Source organism: Ruegeria sp. E5 (genome assembly GCF_056534105.1).
On the sequence record NZ_JBQFPA010000008.1, the window covers coordinates 1 to 19,996 of the forward strand.

The window sequence follows — 19,996 nt, forward strand, 5'->3', positions numbered from 1 at the left end:
GACTATCTTGTGGGTGGCAAGCCTCTGCATGTCCGAGGGATGCTGGAGCGGTTCAGGCAGATGGCGCAACAGGCCGCACACGATCTCGCAGAACTGTCCAAAGCGGGGTTTGCTCTTGTCGGTGTCGATGCTGCAACCACCTTGATGTATCGCCATGAATACCAGGCAACGTTGCCCGATTGCCCCGATCTGGGTGTCAAATTGCTCAGCGAATGGCTGGATGTGCAAGAACTGGCTGAGTTTGATAGCGATATGTCTTACACGATGATCCAGCATTGCACTGAGCGTTCGTTGGAGCCGCAAACCTCTGCGCAATGGCGGCGGATTTTTGAACGTTCAGGTCTTCCCGTCACTATTGTCAAAGCAGGGTGCTGTGGAATGTCAGGTTTGTTTGGTCATGAGGTACGCCATCAGAAGATGTCGCGTGGCCTCTATGATCAGAACTGGCGGACGTTGGTCGAAGCCGAAGCAGAGGGACGCCTTGTTGCGACAGGGTATTCCTGCCGCTCACAGGTGAAACGCTTGTCGGAAGTGCAGGTGCTCCACCCGGCCCAGGTTTTGTTGAGCCACCTAAGAAGTCGGTGATGTTTGTCTGATGAAAAACATCGGGTGCAAAGCTGATGCATCCGATGCCATACATTCAAAGCTCTTCACGTTCCTTGTTGTAAGGATGTGCCGGGTCGTTCCCAAAAACCGAGCGATAGGTGTCATACCGTTTCCCAAAGTGCTCCCGCAAAACTGAAAGTCCAAGCAGCAGGATGCTGACCAGCACAAGAACCCCGGTCAGGATGGGCATCGGGTATTGCATCAAACCAGAGCCTACAGCAGCTGCCGCACAAAGCATGGTAAAGAACCCCGCGGTTTTGTGATAAGATTCCATACGGCGGCGGCGCGACGTCATGCTGAAATGATCCCCTTCCCAAGTTTTGGGGTCCTCTGGGTCAGCGATCTCGTAGTACCGTCCTCCGTGGGACCCGCGAAAAAACGCCGAAACCCCCTGCAAGACCCCAAGTCCGATCGTTGCCAAGCCAAAGATTGAATGCAGTGATCCTGAAAACCCCTGGCTAACCACTAGCGCGACCAACATGCCTGCCAGAGACAGAAGAATTGCAAGGTTCAGCCCCCATTGATGTACGTGAAACCAGATCCATTCCGGGCGCCATATGGTCCGGTATGCGGTAATCCCTGTTTTGGTGGGACGCGGTTTGAAATAGCGCAGAGAGATGATACCGATTGGAACAAGAATGAACCAGATCGTTACCATAAGGATCGCATGGTAGTTCCAGTGAATTTCGATCGTGCGCCCCAAGAATTCAAGGTAAACCTCTTCGGGGATATGGTGCTCGACTTTCATGTTTCCTCCCAGAGAGTGGTTTATTCCTCGCGGGGGCCCGCAAGTACAGTGAAGCTGGCCTTAGCCAAAGTGTGTTGATGGATAAAGAAGCCCGTTAAGGCCGCAGTCGCATTTGGGGGAACGTCCAAGGCCTCGGTATCGAGCGCATGAATAAAGAATGTATATCGATGCTGTCGGCCGACAGGAGGGCAAGGGCCAAAGTAGCCTGGCTCCCCAAAATCCGTATTCGCCTCCTTTGCTCCATCTGGCAGCGGTCCATGCGCAAGCCTGGTTATGTGTCTTGGAATATCGTAGACAACCCAATGCCAAAATCCGCTCCCGGTTGGGGCGTCCTGATCATAAAAAGTGAGAGCGAAGCTCTTTGTATCGGCCGGTACATTTTCCCAGTCCAATCTTGGACGTTCGTTGTCACCACTGCATCCAAAGCCATTTAGATACTGTGCCACAGAAATATTGGTGTTCTCTTCAAGTGTTGTGCTGTTTAGTCGAAATGGGCGATGCTCCGACATAATTCTCTCCCGAATTTGGCTGATGGCTTCCAGCTGTGTCCGCGACATCAGTACAATCTCCACTGTTTCGGCTGACTTTTTGCGGTCTAAGTGGGAGAGTTGGCTGAGTCCTAAAACCACCTATATACAGAGATACTGCCCAAATCGGACAAAGTGGACATGCGGATTTCGGCCAAAGACCGCAGAATTTCGGTCAATAATTGCAAAGAGTTAAGGTGTATTTTGAAGGCAGATTAGTTAGGAGAACCGAGTTTTCGAGTGAGCGTTGGTAATTTGGTAGTGACGCAGCTAGCGGCGTGACTATTTTCATTTCCAGAGCGCTTGCATACAAAACTCTCTACAGCTGCGCGGGCAAAAAGCAGGCTAATGAGCGACAATTCTTTCTGCACTTGGCCGGACAGACTTGGCGAACGCCGAGGGTGTTTTCCCAACGTAGTCCAGAAATGCGTTCGAAAACGCCGAACTGCTCGAGAACCCAACCTCAAAAGCTGTCTCCGTGACAGACTTCTTTTCCTTCCTAAGTAACTCCATGGCCTTGTTCATACGAAGTTCGCGAATGAATTCACGCCAGCTTTGACCAAGTTCAGTCTGCATGTGGCGCCGAAGGGTACGTTCCGACATACCGACATGATCTGCGACTTCTGGCAATGAGATTCCAGGTCCACGCAGGCGCGCAAAATCAATGACGCGCTGAATGGCCGAGTTCTCGGCATATGGCGTCCACATGATCCGTTCATGTCGAAACCAGCCAGGAACCATATCGCCCAATGTGACAAAAAAAGCCTTGCTCTTTCGACGGCTTCGCTCTGCTTCGGAGCTCCATTTTAATGAATACTGTGCCATATGCGCGGCAATCTCAGGTATCTGTCCGACCCAGCAACCATCATGGCTCCAGGACACTTCATTATTGCAGAATTTTATCACCAATCCGGAAGACGGCATGCGGATGCGAATGCGAAACATTCTGCCCGCTGGTATGAATACCATGTAGTCAGCAGGGATCACCCATTCGCCGTTGTGGCCATAGAGTTCCACTTCCCCTGTCGTACAAAGGACCAATTGGCCAGCAGGTTCTTCTTGTGAAGAGAACGACATACGGTCGGCTTTAAACGCAACCGAATGGCTGTTTTTGGCGTCGGATATTGCAAACGGTTCGTCCATTGGTTTTTCACCGGCTCTCTATGTCTCGCTCAGCGTGTGGGGGCGAAGCTTCTGTATGATTTCGGCGTGGCCGATTTGATGTCAATATTGTCCGAATATCGAATGCAGGACAAGTCCGAATTCATCAATAATCGACAGATCGTTGAATTCAGGACATCCTGAGCGACGGTAATGGGAGGAAAATTATGGACAAAGAACGCGCGAAACGCGCGAACGTCCCCGTCTTGTCAATCGAGGGATTGAGCAAGCGTTTTGGAGGAACCAAGGCCGTATCAGACGTGAGCTTTGCCGTTTCGAAGGGGGAAATTGTTGCGCTTTTGGGAGAGAACGGGGCTGGCAAGTCAACGCTCATCAAGATGTTGGCGGGGGTCTATTCTGCGGACAGCGGGCGGTTTTTCTTTGAAGGTCGCGAGTTCGACCCGCGTGAGCCAAATCCTGGCGTGGCATTCATTCACCAAGATCTGGGTCTCATTGAATGGATGACGGTCGCCGAAAACATTGGTCTCATGCAAGGCTCGTTCGCACGGCGGTTTGGTTTGATCAATTGGACAGCGACGCGGGAACAGGCCCGTAAGGCGCTCGCGACGGTGACAGACGCGATCGATCCCGACATGCGCGTTCAAGAGCTGACCCGAACCGAAAAGTCTCTTGTTGCCATAGCCCGTGCGCTGGCCAGAAATGCCAAGCTGCTGGTTTTGGATGAGCCAACCGCCAGTTTGCCTCAGTCGGATGTCGAGATGCTGCACGAAGTTTTGTGCCGTCTTCGGGAGACTGGTGTTGCCATGATTTACGTTTCTCATCGCTTGGATGAGGTGTTTGCGATCGGTGATCGCGCGGTGGTTCTGCGTGATGGCTTTCTTGTGGGTGATGAGCCAATCGGGAAGCTGGATGGAGACAGCCTGATCCAAATGATCATTGGCCGCGCACTTGAGGAAGTATTCATACATCCTCCGGCGTTGGAAAGTCGTCCAGTCGCGCTGCGACTGCAGGAAATGTGTACCGAGGATGTCGGGCCTGTCAGCTTTAGTTTGCGCCGCGGTGAAGTTCTTGGACTCGTGGGGCTTCGGGGGGCAGGCCAGGATGCCGTGGGGCATGCGCTATTCGGGCGCAGTAAAACAACTAGCGGCCATGTTGAGCTTGAAAATGGAACGCCACTCAGGACCCGACATCCCGAGCAGTCGATCCGGCAGGGAATCTGTATGGTCGCCGGAGACCGCAACGCGGAGTCAGTCGCGCAAGGTCTGACCATCCAGGAAAACCTGTTCATCAATCCCGCGTTGACCGGGAGGAAGGCGTTCTCTTTCAGGTCACCCGCCGACGAGGCAAAAGAAGCGCGCGCTATCGGTGATAAGTTCGACATTCGACCCAACGACCCGTCTGCACCGATCGAAACCTTGTCAGGTGGAAACCAGCAAAAGGTTGTGATGGCCAGGTGGATGAATGTCGGTGGTTCAGTGCTGATCCTGGAGGATCCCACCGCGGGTGTGGATGTCGGTTCCAAGGCGGATATCTACGCGCTTCTCGCCAAGGCTCTGGAGGACGGGCTCGCTGTATTGCTCATCTCCACTGACTTCGAAGAAGTCGCTGCACTTAGCCATCGTGCCTGCGTTTTTCACGACGGTCAGATTGTCGCGGAAATTTCGCAGGACCAGCTCTCAATCACATCACTATTGAACGCCGCCTCCCTGGACCCGGCGAGCAAGGAGACCAGCCATGCAATCGCTTGAATCCAACGCACTCGAACCCACAAAGGCGCAATTGAAGGGCCTATCGGCGCCAGCAAAAGTCATGCGGTTCTTGCCAGTCTATGGCCTGCCGATTTTGACACTTGTCTTGATCCTACTGTTCTCAATCCTGCTGCCGCAAACTTTTCCGACATACTTGAATCTTCGCGCGATTCTGGGGGAAAAATCCGTAATCGCACTACTGTCTCTGGCTGCCATGATCCCGATGATGACGGGGCGGATCGACCTTACGGTCGGATACGGCATTGTCATCTGGCACGTGCTCGCGATCAGCTTGCAGACGGTCTACGGCTTGGATTGGACCCTTGCCGTTGTGATTGTCCTGCTGGGAGGTTGCGCTTTGGGTCTTCTTAACGGGCTATTGGTTGAAGTCGCCCGGATTGATAGCTTTATCGCGACACTTGGAACCGGCACAATTATTTACGCTCTCGCGCTTTGGCATACAGGAGGGCGGCAGGTCATTGGCGCGTTGCCTGAGGCCTTTACGGGGATCTACGCCCACACCATTTTTGGCCTCCCGGTCGCAGCATTCTACGTCCTGGCTATCGCGATTGTACTGTGGATAGTGTCCGAATATCTGCCGATCGGGCGTAACCTTTATGCGATCGGAGCAAATTCCCGCGCCGCAGAATTGAACGGGATTCGCACTCGACGCTATGTAATTGGGGCATTTATTGCCTCTGGCCTCATCGGAGCTATTGCCGGCGTTGTTCTCGCAGCGAAGTTGCGTATCGGCCAAGCCAGCGTAGGGCTCGAATTCCTTCTACCCGCACTTGTAGGCGCTTTCTTGGGCTCCACCACGATCAAGCCAGGTCGGGTGAATGTCTGGGGGACGATAGTGGGGGTCATTATCCTGGCTGTCGGCATTTCCGGCATTCAACAACTAGGCGGCGCATTCTTTGTCGAGCCTCTGTTCAACGGAACAACTCTACTGATCGCAATTGGTATCGCTGGCTATGCGCAGAGAAAACGTAGCTCCGTTCGCCATGCGCGCGCCCCGGATAATACATCTGAAGCAAAAAATCAGACACAAGAAACCTGAAATCTGACTGTTCAATGAGGAGGAGAACCATGAACAATACACTGAGGAAGACGGCATTTGCCGCCATGCTGGCCGGCACCGCACTAGGGGGGCAAGTGGCATTGGCCGATGCGGTCAGCGATGCAAAGGCCTACGTCGAGGCGGCGTCTGCACCAAACGCGCCGTGGACCGGGCCAACCACTGGACCCGAGGCTCAGCAAGGAAAGACCGTTGTTTATGTTTCTGCGGATCAGCGGAACGGCGGCGCATTGGGGGTCAGTGAAGGTGTAAAGGAAGCCATCTCAGCAATTGGGTGGGACCTGCGTATCATTGATGGTCAAGGATCGGTTTCGGGGCGGTCCGCTGCAATGCAACAAGCTATCGCGCTACAACCCGACGGCATCATTCTGGGCACCATCGATGCAAATGAACAAGCCGAAGCCATTCGCCAGGCTCATGAAGCTGGCATTGTAATCGTTGGCTGGCATTCGACAGCTTCCACTGGCCCATCGGACAAACACCCGATTTTCACAAATATCACGACGGATCCTCTCGAGATCTCGCGAGCAGCAGCCTCGCTTGCGGTCGCCGACAGCAATGGTACGGCGAGTGTCGTGATATTCACCGACAGCGTTTATGAAATCGCTATTGCTAAATCGGATGCCATTGCGGAGGTGATCAGCGCTTGCGAAGGATGCAAGATCCTGTCGGTCGAGGATACCCCTCTGGCCGAAGCCAGTACGCGGATGCCGCCTCTGACGAATGCGCTCCTGCAACGCTATGGCGATGACTGGACTTATTCTCTGACGATCAATGATCTGCCGTTTGACTTCATGGCACCTGCCTTGATTTCGGCCGGCAAGGAACAAGGTGGTTTCCCCCGCAATATCTCGGCAGGTGATGGGTCAGAGGCTGCGTTTCAGCGGATTCAGCAAGACTTCTACCAATATGCCACGGTTGCTGAACCCCTTAACCTGCATGGGTGGCAAGCAGTTGATGAAATGAACAGGGCGCTTGCGGGAGAGGAACACTCCGGTTTCGTGGTCCCAGTTCACCTATTCACCCCTGAGAACGTCATGGAAGATGGCGGTGCTGATCTGTCCTACGACCCCGGCAATGGTTATCGCGACATCTATCGCGGGATTTGGGGTGTGAATTGAAGCGCTGCCGACAACAGACAAAAGGGCATGCTCGTATGACTTCGGGCCTGCCACTGGATCAACCGCTTTAGGGCGAGATCCAGTTACTGCCGGAAGTGACTACTCCCCTCACTTCCGGCAGATCTCACTTCGAGATGCCAGTTATCGCGGTGCTTCCACCCATGTAATCCTCTGGAAGGTAATAACAATGCTATTTGATCTCAGGACTTATCGAACGCGTCCAGGAACTTTGCGCCAGCAATTGGATCTCTATGCCGAGATTGGATTTAACGCCCAGAAAAAACACTTGGGCAATCCTGTTTTTTATGGCGTGGTGGAAAGCGGAGACGTGAATTCCTACGTTCATCTTTGGCAGTATGAAAATGCAGCTGATCGCGAGGAACGTCGTAAGGCGCTCTACGGGGATACCGATTGGCTGGCCTATCGCGAGGCCGGAGCAAAACTCGGTTACCAGACCGAACAGCACAACACGCTTCTCAAACCTGCTGCATTCTGGATCCCGGAGGGGGAGAGATGACCCGAGTTTCTTCCAAAGCTCAATCATTGAACTGGGGTCAGAGTGGTCCGCTCTTCGAAGTGTTTTTAGAGCCGACTTGCCCTTTTTCAGCAATTGCTTTTGGCAAGCTTCCGGCGCTGCGGAGGGAGCTTGGAGATGACGGCTTTGTTCTAAAAATTTGGCTGCAATCGCAACCATGGCACTTGTTCTCAGGCATTATTTGCCGCGCCATCCTAGCGGCATCATCTGGGCCTGGTGGTAATGCGGCAGCCTGGACCGTCATGGAGTCCATCTATGCGCGGCGCGAGGACTTCGAGTTCCACAACCATTGTTCGGGGCCGAACTTGGAAGTGACGCCCTCTGCTCTTTTAGATCGGATTGAAGCCGAGAGTGGCATTTCAGTGAAAGAACTTTTTGCCCGGCATGATTTGGATCAGGATCTCAAGCAACACGTGAAATATGCACGTCAGAACGGCATTCACGCCTCGCCGACATTTATGGTCAACGGCCTGATTTATCCGGACCTCGGAAGTCGCGACCCACTTGAAGACTGGATAACAGCTATCACCCGGGCATGATCGGATTGGCGGCTACTGTGACCGCCAATCCGGGCGACGTGTTACTCCCCAGCCGTTTCCAGAAGAGCTCCAGAGGCTGGATAGTCCGAATAACCCGCTTCGGTTCCGCCAAAAAGAGTTGCGGGGTCGAAATCCGCCAAGGGCAGGCTTTCAGCAAACCGGCGGGGTAGGTCGGGGTTGGCGATGAACGGGCGGCCATAGGCTACGATGTCGGCCAGCCCATCGCCGATAATCTTGTCTCCGCGATCCTGAGTGTACTTTCCGGCAACAATAATTGCCCCAGAATAGGCTTTGCGCAGGTCGTGGCGGAATTGCTCTGGCACGATGGGGGCATCATCCCAGTCGGCTTCCGACAGGTGAACATAGGCAATCCCGATGTCATTCAGGGCGCTAGCAGCCTTCAGGATTACCTCAATGATCTCATCGTCGGCCATGTTTCGTTGAGTGATATAGGGTGACAGTCGGATACCGGTCTTGTCGGCGCCAACCTCATCGGCGACGGCTTTGGTGACGTCGCGCAGGAAACGGATGCGGTTTTCCTGAGATCCGCCATAGTCATCGGTGCGTTGGTTCGACGACCGCCGCAGAAATTCGTCGATCAGATATCCATTTGCGCCATGGATTTCGACGCCGTCAAAACCGGCGGCAATGGCATTTGCAGCACCCTGTCGGAAATCCTGAACAATGTCCTTGATTTCAGGTTGGGTCAGGGCGCGCGGAACAGGGCAATCAACCATGCCGCCTTCCCCGGTTTCAGCGTCAACGATCCAGACCTGCGCATCGGGGGACAGGGCGGAAGGTGCGACCGGCTTGCCATCTTCGTGGAAGCTTTCATGGCTCATGCGGCCGACATGCCAAAGCTGCAAGAAGATGTGCCCTCCGGCATTGTGAACCGCATTAGTAACTAGCTTCCAGCCCTCGATCTGGTCTTCTGTAAAGATGCCAGGCGTGAAGGAGTAGCCTTGTCCTTGGCTGGAAATCTGTGTGGCTTCGGAAATGATCAACCCGGCGCCGGCACGTTGTGCATAGTACTCCGCCATCATCTCGTTGGGAATATCGCCGGGTTGAGTCGTGCGGGCGCGGGTCATTGGAGCGACGGCGATCCGGTTGGGGATGTTGAGCCTACCGAGGGTCAGTGGTTTGAACAGGTTGTCGCTCATGTTGGGGTCCTTTCGACTTATATACCGTTCAGGCGATCGTTTGTTCGCCTGTTCGATTGGACCTTCGCTCTTTTAAAAAACTTTGTTAATAATGCTCTGAGTACAAAACCTTTTAGGAATTTCAAATAATATGATCGAGAAGGTATCTGACCTGAAACTGTTCAAACGGATCGTCGAACTGGGTTCACTCAGCGCTGCGGCGGGCGACATAGGGATTTCGCCAGGTTCAGCCTCGTTGCGTCTGGCTGCAATGGAGCGATCTGTAGGAGCAACACTGTTTCGCCGGACCACTCGTCAGATGCATCTTACGCCTGCCGGAGAGGAGTTTTTGGAAGTTTCGTCGAATATTTTGAATGATCTGGCGGCCTTTGACGAGCAAATCTCACGCGAAAAACGCGAGTTGTCCGGTGTGATTAAAATCACTGCGCCGGTCGATCTTGGCAGGAACTATATTGCCTCGTCTCTGGATCGGTTCGTGGAGGCAAATCCGGGAATTTCGGTCGACCTCGTTTGTACTGATCGTGTGACGGATCTAACCGAGCGTGGGATCGATATCGCTGTGCGGTACGGAGCGTTGATGGACAGCAGCCTGCGTATTCGTCGGGTTTCATCGAACAAGCGTATCCCAGTTGCATCACACGATTATGTCGAGAGAAAAGGGATGCCGAACCACCCAAAAGACCTTGTCGGACATGATTGCATGCTATTGTCATCTCTTGGCGACAAAAACGATTCATGGACCTTCGTAGAAAATGCCAAGGCACTTACAGTGCGGGTATCAGGCTCGCGGGCGACAAATGATGGTGAAGTGCTGCGCAGATGGGCACTAGATGGAAAGGGCGTTGCCTTGAAATCTGCTTGGGACGTCGCGGAAGATATCAACTATGGTCGCCTAGTGCCTTTGCTAATCAACTACTGTCCACCCAATGTCGATCTGCAGCTTGTTTTTCCGCCGCTGGCGCGCCAGCCGACGAAAGTACGCCGACTGGCTGACCATATCATCAGGGAACTGAAGATCCTCGACAAATGCCTCGAAACCATCAGTTTGAAGCCGCATTACTTAGCTGAGGAAAACCTTCTAGAAACGTGATTAATCCAGACGCAGACCATCAGTTGAAAAAAGGTGAAAGCGGCTCGGGTCCAGATTAACTGCAACGCTTGAGAGCGCATCCAGATCGTCCTCGGTTTCAACCGAAGCAGCGAATGCAAACCCATTCATGTCCAGCATTAGCGTGGTTCTGTTGCCGAGCGGTTCCATATCGACGACGCGGGCGATTCCAGCCGTGTTATGGTTTTTTTCAGCGTTGGAAATCCCTATATCTTCCGGCCGAATACCCAGTAAAACACTGCTGATATGGGGTGCAACGCTGATCTCCGGCAATGAAAAAATAAGATCCGCCAGCCGAATTTCTGCGCCGCCGGCGAAGGGTTGGATTTGAGCAGATAACAGGTTGATCGGTGGGTTGCCGACGAACTGAGCGATCTCCGTGGTCTTGGGCGTGGTGTAAAGCTCAGCTGCGGTTCCGGACTGAACGATCTTTCCGGACATCACCACATTGACGTTGTCCCCCAGCGCCAGTGCCTCAGTATAGTCAGGTGTTGCGAAAATAATGCTGTGACCGGTTGCTGACAGCAATCGCTTCAATTCAGACCTCAACTGGCTACGCAACACGGCATCGAGGCTCGAAAGCGGCTCGTCCAGAAGGTATATTCCAGCCGGTTTTGCTAAAGCGCGTCCAATTGCAATGCGCTGCTTTTCACCGCCACTGAAGGAAGCGGGCTTGCGATCAAGAATGTGACTGACATGGAGAACCTCGGACAGTTCTTTCACTTTTGCGTCGATCTCCCGCGCTTCCATACCCTGAATGCGCAGAGGATGGGCGATGTTCTCATAGGCGGTGAGATTGGGGTAAAGGGCGAGGCTTTCAAACACCATAGAGACAGCTCTCTGGTTGGGTTGCAGTCCGGTTACGTCCTCGCCATTGATTATGATCCGTCCATTGTCCGGCGTCTCCAGCCCGGCAACGAGCCGCTGTAATGTCGTCTTGCCAGCACCGGTGGGGCCAAGGAGCACCACGAGACCTCCCTTTGGAACAGTCAGCGATACATCATCGAGGGCCGTGGTCTTTCCAAACCGTTTTGTGAGATTTCGGATTTCGAGAGCATTCATGCTGCATTCTCCTTGGCGGTGAGCGAAGCAAAAACCTGAACACCGGTTTCCGCGTCAAACAGGCTTATCATGCCGGGATGGAAATTCAGGCAGCACCTGTCTCCGATCCGATGGCTGACATCGCGGGTTGAGCGGAGCTTGATTTCGTGGGCGCCCAGAAGCAGCGTAACAATTGTATCGGCACCCAACTGCTCGATCAGTAGGATTTCGCCGCTCAGATCAGAGGTGCCATCTGGCAGAAGGTCTATGGATTCCGGTCGCACACCAAGTGTCACCTTGCGTCCGGTTTGCAATGGCAGGTCCGGTGAGGTCTTTCCAGCAGCAACAGAGGCGCAGCCGATGTCCACGCTCAAGCCGGAATTGCTTGCCTGGATCGTCCCAGGCAGGAAATTCATTGGAGGATCCCCAAGGAAACCGCCGACAAAGGTCTCTTTTGGGAAATGATAAACCTCGTGTGTGGAGCCATAATGGACAAGCTTTCCGCGATCCATGACTGCAATCCGGTGTGCCAGCGAAAGAGCCTCTATCTGATCGTGAGTCACATAGATCACCGTTTGGCCGGTCTGCTTCTGAATCCGCCGAAGTTCCTGGCGCATTTCATTGCGCATCGCGGCTTCGAGGTTGGATAGTGGTTCGTCCAGAAGCAGGATCGAAGGGTTGGTTACCAGCGTCCGGCCCAAGGCCACCCGCTGCAACTGGGATCCGCCCATGCCCGCCGTCGGGCTGTCCAGGTAATGAGTCAACCCCATCAGGTCGGCCGTCTTTTCGACCTCGGCGGCGATATCACGTTTGGCCAAGCGCCGGACTTTCAACCCGAAAGCCAGATTCTCCCGAACGGTCATATTGCCGAACACGGCATAGTCCTGGAAGACCAGCCCGATTTCGCGTTTGCCCGGCGGAACACCAAGCATTGAACGCCCATCAATGCGGATGTCTCCGCCGCTTGGTTCCGTGAGGCCAACGATCATATTGAGCGTTGTGGACTTTCCGCAGCCGGAAGGACCAAGCAAAGCAACAGTTTCCCCTTGCTCAATTGACAGGTTCAAATCTTCGACAGCCGTGAAGGCACCATAGGTTTTGCGCAGGTTTTCAATTTGAAGTTTTGTCATTGGATCACCTCTTCACTGCGCCAAAGGTCAAACCGCGTACCAAGTGGGTCTGAATGAAATAACCAATCGCCACCAGCGGCAGCACGGCGACAACGGCGAGAGCAGCTTGCACGCCGTAAAGCTGCCCCGCAGTAGCGGCGAAGTACTTGGACAACTGGACTGGAATTGTCACCACGTCCTTGGCGGTTAGGACGAGACCGAACAGGAATTCGCTCCAGTTCAGAATGAAGATGAACAACGAGGTGGAAATCAGCCCCCCTCGAATCAGCGGGATGGTGAACCGGAAGTGTGCCTGCACGCGGCTGAGTCCGTCCAGCATTGCGGCTTCTTCGATCTCCTGCGGCAAATCGTCGATGAAGCTTTTGATCATCCAAACTGAAAAGGGCAGCGTGAAGGCGGCATAGCACAGGATCAAACCGAGATAAGTGTCGATCAGGCCAATCGAATTGAACATCACCAGGAACGGAATGGCGATTGCAATGGGGGGAAACATGCGGCCGCTGAGGATCATTAGCGGTGTCGAAGTGCCGCCAAAACGATAACGCGAAATCGCCAGGGATGCGGCAAGCCCGACCGAGATCGACAAAGCGGTGGCACAAGTGCTGATGATGATCGAGCCAATGATGGCGCGCCACCCGGTCTCGCTAACCGATGTGGCAGCTGTGTCAGCAGCCCCGGTTTGCGAAACGAACACCGCATTGAAGTTTTCCAGCGTTGGCTGCCCCGAAATCCAAACGGGAGGAATAGCCACCCACTCGGTCGAAGGCTTGAAGGCCGTCGATACGATCCAGAAGATTGGAAAGACCGCAAAAAACAGGGCCAGGGCTAGGGCGCCCCAGGCCCACCATGTCATTTTTTTACTGACGAACATTGTTACTCCTCCCTCAGGATTTGCCGTGTGACCGGGCGGAGCATCAGATTGACTCCGATGACCGTAAGCACCAGCACGATGAATGCAGCCGCAGCGGCGTAGGCGAGCCTGAAATCCTGAAACGCGAGTTTGTAAAGGTATTGGCTGACCATCTCAGTGGCGGTTCCAGGCCCGCCTCGCGTCATCAGGAAAATCTCGTCAAAGATCTTAAGGATTTCCATCGACCGAATGACAAATGCGATGATGATGACCGGCAGTAGATTTGGCAGCACCACGGACCAAAAGATGCGGAGCGGTCCAGCTCCAAGCATGACTGCAGCCCGGATCGGGTTCTGCGGGACGGCATTCAGGCCAGACAGAAGTACGAGGAAAAACAATGGGGTCCAGTGCCAAACCTCGGCGACCACGATAGATGCAAATGCCGTGGCATCGTGCCGGAACCATTCGATCTGCGGGAGTCCGCTTTGAAAGGTGATCCAGCCGATGATTTGGTTGATTGGCCCGTTGGTCTGGAACAGCATGAACCATGTGTACCCAACCACAACCGGCATAATCATCATAGGGCTGAGCAACAGCGAAAACAGAAGTTTCCGCGCTGGAATTGCCTTGAGGAACAGAATTGCCAATCCGAGTCCAAGCATGAACTCAAGCGACAGGCAGATCACCGCAAAGAGCAATGTGCGCCCTAAAGCCTGTAGGAAGCGTGGTTCATAAACGAGTAGTTCTTCGTAGTTGAAGTAGCCAATGAACTCGGCCTCCCAAAGCGACCCGAAGGTTGGCTGCCAATTCGTTAGACTGATCCAAAGCTCCAGAAAGAATGGAAACACCATCATGCCCATCAACAAGAGCTGCGACGGAATGATCAGGAGAAGCGGCAGGGTTTTGGGATCATTGGGATTTCGTTTGAACAGGCCTTGAGGGCGAGGTGCCATATCTGGCACCTCCTGAGTGGTAGTCTCGGTCATTTGATCTACCTTCGTTTCAGGTCCAGGAACCGACGCCGTGGCGTGCTTTGATTTTCTCCGGGAAGGTACGGGCGAGGGAGTGCCAGGATTGAATTTGGCGATCCTTGCCCATGCGCCTGGTGATGCGCGCCATTTCTTTTGCGGCATCATTCATGGCGTCCTCGGCTGTTTTCTTGCCTAGCACGGCTTCGACGCAATTTCTGTCCAGGGCTTCGGAGTACTCGAAGGTTCCGCGGATCACGAAATCCGGGATCACATCCCCGATCTGATCCCAAGCGGCATCCAGCCAAGCCTGAGTATACTTCTCCTTCATCGCCGCACCGGGCGATTTGAAGTGGTTGGTCCGCGTTGGGTCGAAATAGCCACCATTCATGGGAATGGCACGGTCCGACACATCCGGCGCCGTATGCCACTGCGCAAAGAGATAGGCCAATTCCGGAATCGCAGAGTGCTCGTTCACGACATAGAGCCAGCCAAACGCGTTGACCGATGCGCGGATCAATTCCCCATCTACCATAGTACCCGGTACAGGCGCGGACAGAAGGTTGCCGGCTACGGCCTCTGATATGGCGGGGTCGTTGTTGTAACGGAAAAACGAAGGCCAGCTGAAGGTGCTGAAAACATTGCCTATACCGTATTGATTGTAGTTTTCAGACCAGCCATTGGTGAAGGCCTCTTTTGGCAAATAGGGTTCGCTTGCGATCAGTTCTTCAAGGGCGGCAATACCCTCTGGGCTGTTGCAAAGCGGCTTCATGTCTTTGTCGAAGTAGAGCATACCCTTTGAGCAGAAGCGCTGCATCCATTGCCATTTGGTATAGAACGGTGCGCGGTATTCCAGCGACCCGTATTGGCCTTCCTCTGGGCGTGTGAAGAATTCGATCAACTGATCATATTCATCCCAGGTGTTAGGTGCTGTAAGGTCGCGGCCGTATTTTTCCTTGAAGGCAGTCTGTTCGGCGGGATCCTCCATCCAGTCTTTGCGCATATAAAGTGCCCAGTTGTCGGCATCTGCATAGAGCGCACGATAGCCACCGCCGTATTTGCATCCGAACTCGGAGAATGGATAGGGAATGCGGTAAGTGCCGTGGTCCAGTTCTGGCTGGTATTTGTCGACGAAGGCCCCAAGTTCTTTGGCCAAGCCAGCCTCCGTGAAATCCGGCAAGGCAAAGACCGGTCCGATGATTAAGTCGTACTGCCCGGTTTTTGCCACTGCTTCCTGCATGGCTTTGGAATAGAGCTCGGTGTTGGGGACCTCGATCAGTTCAACTGAAAGCCCGGTCAGAGACTTCCATTCATCCAGAAATGGTGTCAGGTTCCCTCCGGAGCCGCCCGGAATGAGGATGGATATGCTTTTCTTGGCCGCTCCTTCAGCCAAACTGGCTGCTCCCTCTACCGCCCGGTTGGCGATGTGATAGATCGCTTCAGTATCCGCGAAGGCAGCGTTGTTATGCAAGATTCCCGGCATTGCGGCCCCTGTCAGTGCCGCCGCCGAGCCTTTCAAGAAACTGCGACGTTTCAACTGTTTACTGGACTCATTGTTGGTTTTGCCCATCTGGCGTTCCTCCCTATTGGTGAAAGAAACGCTACGAGTTTAATTATTCAAATTAATCATTCAATATTGTAAAAGATTGTTGAGAAAATCTAAATTATTGGCGTGTCATTCAACTTGAAGCCAAGAGTTGCACTGTTCAAGATTGGCTCGAATCCACGAGACTGCGGCTTCGCGCGGAGTTTTCCCATCGCGGCAGATTTCACGATCCAGTTGCGACACCGTGCCGTTTCCAAGCTGAATGTTGTCCAATAGCGCTCTACCTTGATGATTGAGCTTGTGCGCAGCACCCCGCCGCAGCACCAATGTCGCTTCATCCTGGCCGCCAAGTAGACCCAGCGGATCTGATAGTTCGCGTAGATTGGTCTGGCTGTGAAGCCATTGAGGGTGCCACAAGGGGACAACTGTAAGGTCCCCAGCTTCTTCTAAGTTCAAAAAAGTAGAAGTGCAGTCGTCTAGTGATCCGTTCTCAAAGTGAAACCCTTGCTCATCCAATTGATAATCGCGAACCATTTGCCGCGAAAACCTGCTGATGCCTGCTCCGGGTCCAATGCCCTGAATGCGCTTGTGAAAAAGTGCGGCAACCTGTGGGTCGGCCAGATCAGCAACTGAGCGAATGCCCTGTGGAGCTCGGTCTGAAATGCCCCAGATACAGTAGGGGTGGTAGATGACGGAGAGTTTCAGCAGATCGTCCGTGTAAGGCTCGATGTATGCTCCATGGCTGGCAGGAAGCCAGGCGGACACGACGAGATCCACCTCGCCCGCTTTTTGCATGGCGTACATGTCTTCATGAGGGGCCTCTTTCACTTCCACTTCATGGCCCGTTTTGGCGAGCAACTCACAAATCACCGCAGCAGTTGCTTTGTGAAAACTTAAGTCGATCTGTCCAACAATCAGAGGAGTGCACACCTGTCTGAATCTCCGCTCAATCTGTAACTTCAGCCCAAAGCACCACAAGCGTCGCGCAGTTCAGGCACATTGCTGGGTCAGAATAGATCATGCGCGTGTGGCGACCTTTTGTACCAAAGACTTCGTTGATCAGATCAGAGGCACCGTTCAGGGCGGCTGGCTGTTCGGTGAAATCCGGTGTGGTGTGGGCGCTTCCTTCCACACGCACGATCCGCGTGATGCGGCTTAGCTCTCCGACTGCTGATTTCAAGAGGGCAATCCCGTTTAGGGCAGAGAGGCGGAACGCCGCGTACCCATCTTGCAGGCTTAACTCAGCACCCATCTTGCCTGTGTACTTCAAGTCGCCGTCAATCCAGGGCAATTGCCCAGATGTATAGATGATGTTGTCGATCCGAATCCAAGGTTCATATGCGCCGACGGCATTCGGAACCGGTGGCAATGTGAGACCCATTTCAGCCAAGCGCAGTTCCGGGGTTAAGTTATCGCATGCTCTAGGCGTTGTTTCAGCGGGCACCATTAGATCCTCTCAACCTATTATGATGATGGGACCGACAAAGGCGCCACTTGGACAACTAGCCGGTACGAAAACTGGTTTGTTTGGACCTGAAGATTGGGATGTGTACCCTCCCATTCTTTGACTCCAATATTGTAAGTCAGAAGCTCCGCGGGGGATTAGTCGGAACATTCTCCCCCTTAAGTACGAACCTTGCGATTTCGTCTTTACGCAGAAAAACCACACCTTCGTGCTGTTTGGCGTAGGTCAAAAACCTATCCAGCGAAGCGACGACACCGGGTGCGCCGCCAATCCGGTCGTGAGTGCTGATGGACATCATGCGGCGACGGGTCGCCCCCTCTGCATAGAGTACGTCAAATTCGTCTCTCAACTCCTGTTCAAACCCAGTTGCGGTCATCCCTTGGGAGGAGAAACGCCCAATATCGTTGCAACGCAATGTGTAGGGAACGATCACGAATGGTTTGTCGCGAACCATGGTGATAGCCGGCTCGTCTCTTGACAGGTCGTCCGTATGATAGAGGAATCCCAAGTCCCGAAGGATGTCGAACGTCGCTCGGGTCTGACGCATCCAAAATGCGTTGAACCCCACGGGGCGTTGACCTGTTACGCGTTCAACCACTTCGATATTTTTCTCATAAGATGCTCGTTCCTCGTCCGGTGTCATCCCGAATTGTGGGGTCCAATTGTATCCATGCGCGGCTGCTTCATGGCCTCTGGTAACCAATTCTCTGGCTAGGTCCGGACGACGCTCAACTGCTTGGCCAACCATGTGAGACGTTACTTTGACGTTGTGGCGGTCCCAAAGGTCGAGAAGCCGAGGAATGCCTTCGTTCATCCCGTATTCATACCAAGTGGGTGTGATGGTATCGACAAGCCCGGCGTCCATCGGGGGGAAAGGCCCTTCGGCATCGGCTCCCTGGGCTCCAGCCTCAAACTGCATCGAAATCGAGATCACAAGGCGCGCGTCGTTTGGCCAAAACTTGGGATTGATACTTTGTGTGCTAGTCATTTGTGTCTGACCTCATGCGAGATAGTTTCATAGTCTCGCGGACAATAACGAAGACAGATGCTTGGACTATTTCGAAGATGCGAACTCATTTGTTGAGGATTTCAACCAATTGAGGGAATTTGCAAAAAAATGGTGTAGCCCTCCTACAAGTCTTTTGAAGATCCACGATTCTAAATCGGAGGATTTCCAGAGAGTTAGGGAGTCTGTCGCAACCCAGTTTAGAACGTGCCCCCGGGTACAACAGATGTTGCAACCAAGTAGAAATGTCACCCGGCCTGCAAAGTAGAAATGTCCCGGTTGCCGCGGAACGGTAGTGCAGCCTGACAGGGTGGAGACCTCAAAAATCGGAGCCCTGGCTGGCTGCACGCTTCTCTTTTGCCGCTTTCGCAAGCCTTGAGTTCCAGCCGTTGTTGCGCCGACCTGTTGGGCTATAGCGTGTGGCCTGAGTGCCGACGCGGCGCTTCTTCGGTGGTGCTTTATTCTGCTCTTGCTTGATGTGCTCCAGCACTGCACTCAGCCGCTTGTTCCCGATGATCGCCGCGTGGCTCACACGTTGATCTTTGTCGTAAGCAGAGTAGGGCAGTGGAACACCCTTTGACCGGAATTCCAGCGTACCGTCCTGGAATTCATAGCTGTCCACATATTTGCCAACGAGGCCACGGGTGAGGTTGTTCTCTTCAAGCGTTATCCGCTTGCGGTCGTAACGCAGCACCAGGTTCCGGTCGACGTAGCGCTCATCGCGCCAGCACAGGATGTCCCGCAGACGGCTGGGCTCGACATTCAGGACCCGGTGCAGATTGTCCGGACGTCGCGGCGATTTGGCAAACCTGGCATTATAGCGTTGCCTAAACTCCGCAAGGAAGATGTTTGCGGCTTCCATGTCCGAGATGCCAGAGAGACGCAGTTCCTTCACCAGCCGATCTTGTAGCGTGCGATTTGCGCGTTCTACACGGCCTTTGGCTTGGGAACTGTTTGCGCACAGGATCTCAATGTTCAACTCGTTCAAAGCCCGCCCGAACTGGGTCATGCCATGGCCCGACTTTGCACCTTGCTGCGCCACCCGAAACACGGTGTGCTTGTCGGAATAGAAAGCTACAGGGCGGCCGTGCTCGGCCAGGTAGCCTTCAAGCGCTTCGAAATAGCTGAAGGTGCTTTCCGACTTCACGAACCGCAGTTGCATCAACGTGCTGGTCGCATCGTCGATGAAGACCAGCAGCGTACAGGGCGGGGCGCGATCTTCGAACCAGCGGTGATCGGAGCCGTCGATCTGGATGAGCTCGCCGAAGCATTCCCGGCGCAAGCGCGGCTGATGGAACGTCCTGCGCTGTTTGCGAGATAGCCAGATTCCATCTGCCTGCATCCATTTGCGCAACGTCTCACGCGACACTTTCAAATCATGATGTTCCAACAACATCTCAGCCGCCAGTGTCGGGCCAAAATCAGCGTATCGTTCTTTGACAAGTGCCAGCGCAAACTCACGAACGGCCGGATCAATACGATTGTTGGATCTGCGATTGCGTGATTTGTGACGGAGCGCAGCCGGGCCATCAGTCTGGAAAACCTTGAGCAAACGATGAACTTGTCTGCGGCTCAAGTTCAGAACATTTGCGGCGGAAACCACCGTCATGCGGCCTTGGGAAACCTGGCTCAGCACTTCAATACGATTAAGCTCGCGCTCGCTCATGACAACCAATCCCACCGTCACACTCCAATCCT

The 19,996-nt window shown here is 53.8% G+C and carries 20 protein-coding genes; 7 read left to right on the forward strand and 13 right to left on the reverse strand.

The genetic code is table 11. The features are described from left to right. A partial coding sequence (locus tag ACR0BI_RS21105; RefSeq protein WP_480888643.1) for a heterodisulfide reductase-related iron-sulfur binding cluster occupies nucleotides 1–585 on the forward strand: 585 nt, incomplete at its 5' end. A gap of 55 nt (nucleotides 586–640) precedes the next feature. Here ACR0BI_RS21105 and ACR0BI_RS21110 read toward each other — a convergent pair. The 3 genes from ACR0BI_RS21110 to ACR0BI_RS21120 form a co-directional block, all read right to left on the reverse strand. After that, a complete protein-coding gene (locus ACR0BI_RS21110; RefSeq protein WP_480562956.1) occupies nucleotides 641–1,354 on the reverse strand; it encodes a cytochrome b561 domain-containing protein in 714 nt (237 codons plus the stop codon). 20 nt (nucleotides 1,355–1,374) lie between these two features. Further along, a complete protein-coding gene (locus ACR0BI_RS21115; RefSeq protein ID WP_480562957.1) occupies nucleotides 1,375–1,911 on the reverse strand; it encodes a YbhB/YbcL family Raf kinase inhibitor-like protein in 537 nt (178 codons plus the stop codon). Between the two features lie 315 nt (nucleotides 1,912–2,226). Continuing rightward, complete coding sequence (locus tag ACR0BI_RS21120) at nucleotides 2,227–3,024, reverse strand: helix-turn-helix transcriptional regulator (protein ID WP_480562958.1); 798 nt, start codon at nucleotides 3,022–3,024, stop codon at nucleotides 2,227–2,229. Nucleotides 3,025–3,209: 185 nt separating this feature from the next. On the opposite strand from ACR0BI_RS21120, the gene ACR0BI_RS21125 reads away from it, so the two are divergent. From ACR0BI_RS21125 to ACR0BI_RS21145, 5 genes are all read left to right on the forward strand, one after another. Next, on the forward strand, nucleotides 3,210–4,751 hold the full coding sequence (locus ACR0BI_RS21125; RefSeq protein WP_480562959.1) for a sugar ABC transporter ATP-binding protein: 1,542 nt from the start codon (nucleotides 3,210–3,212) through the stop codon (nucleotides 4,749–4,751). Next, nucleotides 4,738–5,811, forward strand: coding sequence for an ABC transporter permease (locus tag ACR0BI_RS21130; RefSeq protein ID WP_480562960.1), 1,074 nt, complete (start codon nucleotides 4,738–4,740; stop codon nucleotides 5,809–5,811). The genes ACR0BI_RS21125 and ACR0BI_RS21130 overlap by 14 nt, the downstream gene beginning before the upstream one ends. Nucleotides 5,812–5,840: 29 nt before the next feature. Next, nucleotides 5,841–6,950: an ABC transporter substrate-binding protein gene (locus ACR0BI_RS21135; protein ID WP_480562961.1), complete on the forward strand. Its 1,110-nt coding sequence runs from the start codon at nucleotides 5,841–5,843 to the stop codon at nucleotides 6,948–6,950. 187 nt (nucleotides 6,951–7,137) lie between these two features. Next, nucleotides 7,138–7,467 (forward strand): NIPSNAP family protein, encoded by a 330-nt coding sequence (locus ACR0BI_RS21140; protein WP_480562962.1) that lies wholly within the window; start codon nucleotides 7,138–7,140, stop codon nucleotides 7,465–7,467. After that, nucleotides 7,464–8,024, forward strand: coding sequence for a DsbA family protein (locus tag ACR0BI_RS21145; protein WP_480562963.1), 561 nt, complete (start codon nucleotides 7,464–7,466; stop codon nucleotides 8,022–8,024). Before ACR0BI_RS21140 ends, ACR0BI_RS21145 begins: the two co-directional genes overlap by 4 nt. 41 nt (nucleotides 8,025–8,065) lie before the next feature. On the opposite strand, the gene ACR0BI_RS21150 is transcribed toward ACR0BI_RS21145, so the two are convergent. Continuing rightward, entirely contained in the window at nucleotides 8,066–9,184 is a 1,119-nt protein-coding gene (locus ACR0BI_RS21150; RefSeq protein WP_480562964.1) for an alkene reductase, read from the reverse strand. Nucleotides 9,185–9,314: 130 nt separating this feature from the next. On the opposite strand from ACR0BI_RS21150, the gene ACR0BI_RS21155 reads away from it, so the two are divergent. Continuing rightward, a complete protein-coding gene (locus tag ACR0BI_RS21155; RefSeq protein WP_480562965.1) occupies nucleotides 9,315–10,274 on the forward strand; it encodes a LysR family transcriptional regulator in 960 nt (319 codons plus the stop codon). Here ACR0BI_RS21155 and ACR0BI_RS21160 read toward each other — a convergent pair whose 3' ends face one another. From ACR0BI_RS21160 to ACR0BI_RS21200, 9 genes are all read right to left on the reverse strand, one after another. Further along, the gene (locus ACR0BI_RS21160) at nucleotides 10,275–11,354 is read right to left on the reverse strand and encodes an ABC transporter ATP-binding protein (protein ID WP_480562966.1); all 1,080 of its coding nucleotides are present in this window, start codon (nucleotides 11,352–11,354) and stop codon (nucleotides 10,275–10,277) included. Further along, nucleotides 11,351–12,463 carry an ABC transporter ATP-binding protein gene (locus ACR0BI_RS21165; RefSeq protein ID WP_480562967.1) on the reverse strand — a complete coding sequence of 371 codons (1,113 nt, stop codon included), beginning with the start codon at nucleotides 12,461–12,463 and terminating at the stop codon, nucleotides 11,351–11,353. Before ACR0BI_RS21165 ends, ACR0BI_RS21160 begins: the two co-directional genes overlap by 4 nt. A gap of 4 nt (nucleotides 12,464–12,467) precedes the next feature. Then, nucleotides 12,468–13,334 (reverse strand): carbohydrate ABC transporter permease, encoded by an 867-nt coding sequence (locus ACR0BI_RS21170; RefSeq protein WP_480562968.1) that lies wholly within the window; start codon nucleotides 13,332–13,334, stop codon nucleotides 12,468–12,470. A 2-nt stretch (nucleotides 13,335–13,336) separates the two neighbouring features. Further along, nucleotides 13,337–14,299, reverse strand: a complete 963-nt coding sequence (locus tag ACR0BI_RS21175) for a carbohydrate ABC transporter permease (protein ID WP_480562969.1) — start codon at nucleotides 14,297–14,299, stop codon at nucleotides 13,337–13,339. A gap of 16 nt (nucleotides 14,300–14,315) precedes the next feature. After that, nucleotides 14,316–15,851: a substrate-binding domain-containing protein gene (locus tag ACR0BI_RS21180; RefSeq protein ID WP_480562970.1), complete on the reverse strand. Its 1,536-nt coding sequence runs from the start codon at nucleotides 15,849–15,851 to the stop codon at nucleotides 14,316–14,318. 105 nt (nucleotides 15,852–15,956) lie between these two features. After that, nucleotides 15,957–16,757: a glycine betaine ABC transporter substrate-binding protein gene (locus ACR0BI_RS21185; RefSeq protein WP_480562971.1), complete on the reverse strand. Its 801-nt coding sequence runs from the start codon at nucleotides 16,755–16,757 to the stop codon at nucleotides 15,957–15,959. 16 nt (nucleotides 16,758–16,773) lie between these two features. Next, the gene (locus ACR0BI_RS21190; RefSeq protein ID WP_480879148.1) at nucleotides 16,774–17,274 is read right to left on the reverse strand and encodes a RidA family protein; all 501 of its coding nucleotides are present in this window, start codon (nucleotides 17,272–17,274) and stop codon (nucleotides 16,774–16,776) included. A 136-nt stretch (nucleotides 17,275–17,410) separates the two neighbouring features. Then, nucleotides 17,411–18,280: a polysaccharide deacetylase family protein gene (locus ACR0BI_RS21195; RefSeq protein ID WP_480562973.1), complete on the reverse strand. Its 870-nt coding sequence runs from the start codon at nucleotides 18,278–18,280 to the stop codon at nucleotides 17,411–17,413. Between the two features lie 337 nt (nucleotides 18,281–18,617). Beyond that, nucleotides 18,618–19,979 (reverse strand): ISNCY family transposase, encoded by a 1,362-nt coding sequence (locus tag ACR0BI_RS21200; protein WP_480562974.1) that lies wholly within the window; start codon nucleotides 19,977–19,979, stop codon nucleotides 18,618–18,620. Nucleotides 19,980–19,996 lie beyond the last annotated feature (17 nt).

Bases quoted from the DNA above. Each gene is read 5' to 3' on its own strand.
- ACR0BI_RS21190 (WP_480879148.1), bottom strand. From the start codon at position 17,274: ATGGTGCCCGCTGAAACAACGCCTAGAGCATGCGATAACTTAACCCCG.
- ACR0BI_RS21130 (WP_480562960.1), top strand. From the start codon at position 4,738: ATGCAATCGCTTGAATCCAACGCACTCGAACCCACAAAGGCGCAATTG.
- ACR0BI_RS21120 (WP_480562958.1), bottom strand. From the start codon at position 3,024: ATGGACGAACCGTTTGCAATATCCGACGCCAAAAACAGCCATTCGGTT.
- ACR0BI_RS21150 (WP_480562964.1), bottom strand. From the start codon at position 9,184: ATGAGCGACAACCTGTTCAAACCACTGACCCTCGGTAGGCTCAACATC.
- ACR0BI_RS21160 (WP_480562966.1), bottom strand. From the start codon at position 11,354: ATGAATGCTCTCGAAATCCGAAATCTCACAAAACGGTTTGGAAAGACC.
- ACR0BI_RS21195 (WP_480562973.1), bottom strand. From the start codon at position 18,280: ATGACTAGCACACAAAGTATCAATCCCAAGTTTTGGCCAAACGACGCG.
- ACR0BI_RS21145 (WP_480562963.1), top strand. From the start codon at position 7,464: ATGACCCGAGTTTCTTCCAAAGCTCAATCATTGAACTGGGGTCAGAGT.
- ACR0BI_RS21125 (WP_480562959.1), top strand. From the start codon at position 3,210: ATGGACAAAGAACGCGCGAAACGCGCGAACGTCCCCGTCTTGTCAATC.
- ACR0BI_RS21140 (WP_480562962.1), top strand. From the start codon at position 7,138: ATGCTATTTGATCTCAGGACTTATCGAACGCGTCCAGGAACTTTGCGC.
- ACR0BI_RS21110 (WP_480562956.1), bottom strand. From the start codon at position 1,354: ATGAAAGTCGAGCACCATATCCCCGAAGAGGTTTACCTTGAATTCTTG.
- ACR0BI_RS21170 (WP_480562968.1), bottom strand. From the start codon at position 13,334: ATGTTCGTCAGTAAAAAAATGACATGGTGGGCCTGGGGCGCCCTAGCC.
- ACR0BI_RS21155 (WP_480562965.1), top strand. From the start codon at position 9,315: ATGATCGAGAAGGTATCTGACCTGAAACTGTTCAAACGGATCGTCGAA.
- ACR0BI_RS21115 (WP_480562957.1), bottom strand. From the start codon at position 1,911: ATGTCGCGGACACAGCTGGAAGCCATCAGCCAAATTCGGGAGAGAATT.
- ACR0BI_RS21135 (WP_480562961.1), top strand. From the start codon at position 5,841: ATGAACAATACACTGAGGAAGACGGCATTTGCCGCCATGCTGGCCGGC.
- ACR0BI_RS21175 (WP_480562969.1), bottom strand. From the start codon at position 14,299: ATGACCGAGACTACCACTCAGGAGGTGCCAGATATGGCACCTCGCCCT.
- ACR0BI_RS21180 (WP_480562970.1), bottom strand. From the start codon at position 15,851: ATGGGCAAAACCAACAATGAGTCCAGTAAACAGTTGAAACGTCGCAGT.
- ACR0BI_RS21165 (WP_480562967.1), bottom strand. From the start codon at position 12,463: ATGACAAAACTTCAAATTGAAAACCTGCGCAAAACCTATGGTGCCTTC.